This window comes from Salipiger sp. HF18 (assembly GCF_011806505.1).
GTDB lineage: Bacteria > Pseudomonadota > Alphaproteobacteria > Rhodobacterales > Rhodobacteraceae > Salipiger > Salipiger thiooxidans.
In genome coordinates, this window is record NZ_JAATOS010000309.1 from 1 (window position 1) to 4780 (window position 4780).

At 60.7% G+C, this 4780-nt stretch carries 2 protein-coding genes and 1 pseudogene; 1 reads left to right on the plus strand and 2 read right to left on the minus strand.

Annotation, left to right across the window (positions count from 1 at the left end; all coding sequences use genetic code 11):
• Window positions 1-173 precede the first annotated feature (173 nt).
• Complete coding sequence (locus tag HC022_RS19230) at window positions 174-1445, plus strand: MFS transporter (RefSeq protein WP_167453491.1); 1272 nt, start codon at window positions 174-176, stop codon at window positions 1443-1445.
• Window positions 1446-1481: 36 nt separating this feature from the next.
• Here the strand turns inward: HC022_RS19230 and HC022_RS19235 are convergent.
• Window positions 1482-2354: pseudogene (locus HC022_RS19235) on the minus strand (IS5 family transposase).
• Window positions 2355-2527: 173 nt separating this feature from the next.
• The gene (locus HC022_RS19240; protein WP_175583648.1) at window positions 2528-4087 is read right to left on the minus strand and encodes a methyl-accepting chemotaxis protein; all 1560 of its coding nucleotides are present in this window, start codon (window positions 4085-4087) and stop codon (window positions 2528-2530) included.
• Window positions 4088-4780 lie beyond the last annotated feature (693 nt).

Genomic DNA, 4780 nt, shown 5'->3' on the forward strand with positions numbered 1-4780 from the left:
TTCTGCCCTGCGCCGCCTCACCCCTGCTGAATCGTTCAGCCCCGGCGACCAAACACCGGTCACCTCTCCGCGATGTCGCAAAGCGCACCGCTGACGACGCACTGGCGTTCACAGCGCAGGGGTTCCCGTGCGACGATGAGAGCGCAATTCCCTCGGAAAACGGAAGGCGCCTCATGATCTCGGTCCTCGGCAGCGTCTGGGCGCTGCTTCTCGGAACATTCCTCATCATGCTGGGAAACGGCATGCAGTTCACCCTGATCGGTCTGCGCGGGGACATCGAGGGATTCTCCACCGGCGCGCTCGCGATCATCACCTCGGGCTACTACATCGGCTTCCTCTCCGGCGCCCGAGTCACCCCGGTGCTGATTCGCCGCGTGGGGCACGTGCGTGTCTTCGCGGCCCTTGGCAGCTTCATGTCCGCCGGCCTGATCGCCCTGCCCCTCGCGACCGAGGTCTGGGCCTGGACACCCCTGCGCCTGCTCATCGGCTTCTGCATGTCCGGGGTCTACGTGGCGGCCGAGAGCTGGCTGAACCACGCTGCCACCAACGACACCCGCGGCAAGATCCTGTCGGCCTACATGATCGCCCAGACGCTCGGTGTCATCGGCGCGCAGGCACTCCTGACGCTCGGCGACGCGGCGACCTCGGCGCTTTTCATCGCCGCCTCCATCCTGGTCTCGCTGTCCTTCGGCCCGATCCTGCTGTCGGTCTCACCCACCCCGGCCGTGACCGTCACCCGCGCCATGTCGCTGAAGGAGCTCTTCGGCCACGCGCCGCTCGGCACCGTCGGCACCTTCCTCCTGGGCGGGATCTACGCCACGCAGTCGGGCATGGGCGCGGTCTTCGGCACCCAGATCGGCCTCTCGACCCCGCAGATCGCGCTCTTCGTCGCCATGCTCTTCGCCGGCGCGCTGTTCCTGCAATACCCGATCGGCTGGCTCTCGGACATCATGGACCGCCGCAAGCTGATCTTCGGAGCCGCCGCCCTGGGCGCGGCCGCCTGCGCCTTCGGCCTGATGACGGAGGGACGCTCGGACATGCTGCTCCTCGCCGCCTTCTTCGCCGGAGGCGTGACGACCCCGCTCTACTCGCTGTTCCTGGCCTATACCAACGACGACCTGCCGCCCGACGACATGCCCGCGGCGTCGGGAGGCCTGGTCTTCGTCTTCGGCATCGGCGCGATCGCGGGGCCCCTGCTCTGCGGCTGGGCCATGCAGATGCTCGGGCCGCAAGGGTTCTGGGTCATCCTGACGGGAACCTTCGCCGGGATCTCCGCCTACGCCCTCTACCGCATGACCCAGCGCCCGCGCGTCAAGGACCAGGACACCGACAGCTACCTGACCGTGCTGCCCACGACGTCACTCGTCGCCGTGGAGGCCGCCACGAGCTGGGCGGTGGAGCAGGCGGAGAGTGAGCAGGAAGGTGATCACCGCGAGAGAGTGTAAACTGGTCTGTAGCCAATTTGAGCCTAGGCTCTGGACTCATAGCCAATAGATGACGTTTGCGGCGAGAGCGATGGCGGAGAAGAAGGCCTTTGGGCATCTGTCATATCTGGTTGCGACACGGCGCCAGTCCTTGAGCCTGCCGAACATGATCTCGATACGGTTCCGGCGTTTGTAGCGGCGTTTGTCGTATTTCACGGTTGTCTTGCGTTGCTTCCGGCCCGGGATGCAGGCGCGTATCCCTTTGTCTTGCAACGCTTCTCGGAACCAATCGGCGTCGTTGCCCCGATCTCCGAGCAGCCAGTCGACATCGGGCAGGCTGCTGAGCAACGCTCGCGCCCCGATGTAGTCACTGACTTGGCCAGCGGAGACGAAGAAACTGATCGGGCGGCCGTTGCTGTCGCAGATGGCATGCAGCTTGGTGTTCATGCCGCCCTTGGTGCGACCGATCAGGCGGCCGCGCCCCCCTTTTTGACGCCCAGACTGCACGCCGTGCGGTGAGCCTTCAGGTACTTGCGCAGGCTCACTCGAACGCATGGCGTTCGCCTGATCACTTCGATCATTACGGTCTTCTTCTCGCCGTGCCCGGCAACCAGTCCCGCCATCATCTTCGCGAAGATGCCCTGTTCGTGGCTTCTCTCGGACCGATGGCGTTCAGCCACTCACCTCCACCGCTTCCAACGATTGTGGAGCGTTTCCGGCGCTTTCGCGGCCCCACTGGGGCCACGGTCGCCTTCAACTGTGGGGGCCGTATGCGGCAGGGGCATCGCGCCACCGCAAGCCGTCACGATTTATGAAGATAATCCCACTCAACACGCGCCGATCATCAACGCGCGGCTTGCCATGGGACTTCGGGAAGCTGGGCTCTAGACGCGCCATCTGCGCATCGCTCAGCCAGAAGAGATCAGACATATTACCGCTCTATTTTCGTGCGGTGAATCATGCCCTCCGGCTCAAATCAATGGGTCCTGAGCCTAAAAGGCACAACGACCCATCACACAGTCTCCATGCACGCTTCTGTTTTTATACAGACTTTTCACTTCATTTGAGAATCTACTTCACATTCAAAACTTGGCGTTTAACATCTATGCGACATGGCGGAGAAGCCGCTCGGAATCATCTTGCTCCGCGACATTTTGAAATTTTGCCACAACTTCGCTGAGCAAATTCGTCGCAGCAGTCAAAGCCGTCGTTGCAGCGGAGGTCTCTTCAAACATGGCGGCATTCTGCTGAGTAAGCTGGTCAAGCTCGCCCATGGTATGTTTTAAATCTGCGATGCCTTGTGCGTGCGTTCCGACCGTAGATGCGATGTTTTGCATGGAGTCCAGAGCATTGCGAACTGCGTCGAGAACGCCGCGAAGTGCGGAACCAGCGTTCTCGACCAGTTTGACACCGTTCGTAACCTGGCGGGCACTATCGTTTATAAGATCACTGATTTCTTTCGCAGCTTCCGACGACCTGCCTGCAAGCGCGCGAACTTCCGATGCCACAACAGCAAACCCTTGACCAGCGGCCCCCGCCCGCGCGGCCTCCACTCCGGCATTGAGCGCCAGTAGGTTGGTCTGCAACGCCACGTCTTCGATCAAAACGACAACCGAAAGGATCCGGTCAGAGCTACTTTTTATTTGTCCCATTGCTTCCAATGCACCGTCGACCACTTTCATGCCGTTCTCCGCATCGTCTCTCGTCTGGCCTGTCGCCACCGCCACACGCTGGGCGTGCTCTGACGCTGCGGTCATGACTTCACTGATTTCATCAATTTGCGAGGTCACATTGCCCAGGGCGTTCGCCTGATCCTCTGTCCTCTTGGCGAGTCTTTCGGATGCCGAAGCAATGCTGTTTGTATCTATTTTGATTGAATCTGCGTTTTCCTGGACGCTGGTCATCGCAACCGACAGCGCGTTGACCGCACTATTGAACTCGTTGCGCAGTGGCTCGAACTGATCCGGAAACTCTGTGTCGATCCGAGTCGTAAGGTTCCCGTCTGCCAGTTTTGTCAAAGCCGCGCTGAACTGCTCCATGACATCGAGCTGTTCCGCTTCCTTCCTGGTCAAACTCAATTGCAGCTCCTGCGAGCTTTCCAACGCGTCGGACAGGCTTTTTGCCTCTTGCTCAATCTGCTCGCGCTGGCCAAGTTGCACACGCAGAAGATAGAAGAGACCTCCGGTTTCGGCCACCCAGACCGTGCCGTGAAGGGCCAGGCGCGATACGTCAATCAGCAAGCCACTACTTGGATAAATCAAAGTCGGCAGAAAGAGCGTCAACACCGCGTGATGAACAATGACGATCGCCGATGCAAAGAGAAGCGCGCGCTGGTCCTGCAATATGACCAATGTCGCCAGCACGGCAAAATAGATCAGGTGGGTGTCGAGCTGCCATGAATGTCCGGACAACGCTGCAGTCAGCAATGGCAGTTGGCCCATCACACCGAGCGACACAGCCAGACGCGCGATCCCCCCACCACGTAGCTGTAGGCTGATGGTGACGGCAGCAATTGCGAGAGACATGACCAAAAACGGCCAAGGTGACACACCTGCCATCCACGCTCCGAACGCCGGGACGGGCGTCAGCAAAATGTTCAGATAGCCGATCAAGCGTAGACCTTTTCCCTGTGCGACTTCCAGGGATGAGCTGGTGGTGTTCATTTCAAACTCCGCAAAGTTGGGCTGCTATCGCGCCGTCGAGTACCAACCAAGCGCCTTCCATTCTCAAACGCGCTGGAAAGCTCTCAGGCTGACTGCCTGCAACAGCCAGCAATGCAATCGGTGCGCCTGCAGGGCCGATCGGTCGTCCGCCGGCGCGACGCAAGATTTCAGGCAATCCGTCCATTGGTCCGACAACAAGAAATGTGGTCGCTGACTGAAGGGGGCGGCCAGCTAAGGCCAACACCGGTGCCGCGATCAGGGGACCAAGAACCAGACATATCATTGCCACCAAGCGCATTACGGCCAACCCAAATATTCCATACGAGCTGTAGAGATAATGCCCAGGCCTTACTGTTCGATTAAGCAGTGCACGCCAAAAACTCCTCGGCCATCCCATCGCCGGGTTGCTCGTGGGCGTTGTTGCAGAACTCAGCCGGTGAAGGTCTCACATCGGGACTCCATGCGGTTACCTGTGCCGCACCGTCGCAGACGGCACCGAGCCCATCCACGGCATCCCACAAAGCGCTCGACGCTGTCTTCAGAGGCACGCAGCCGCGCGCTTGGTCGCGCTGCGTGCTCGGAAAAGGCCAGCGAGAAGCGCAAGGACGGCAAAGCAGATTACGGCGGGCCCCGCGCCCGGACCCGCCACCAGGAACCCCCAGAAAAGTGCGCCGGCGGGTTGGCCCCCGGCGG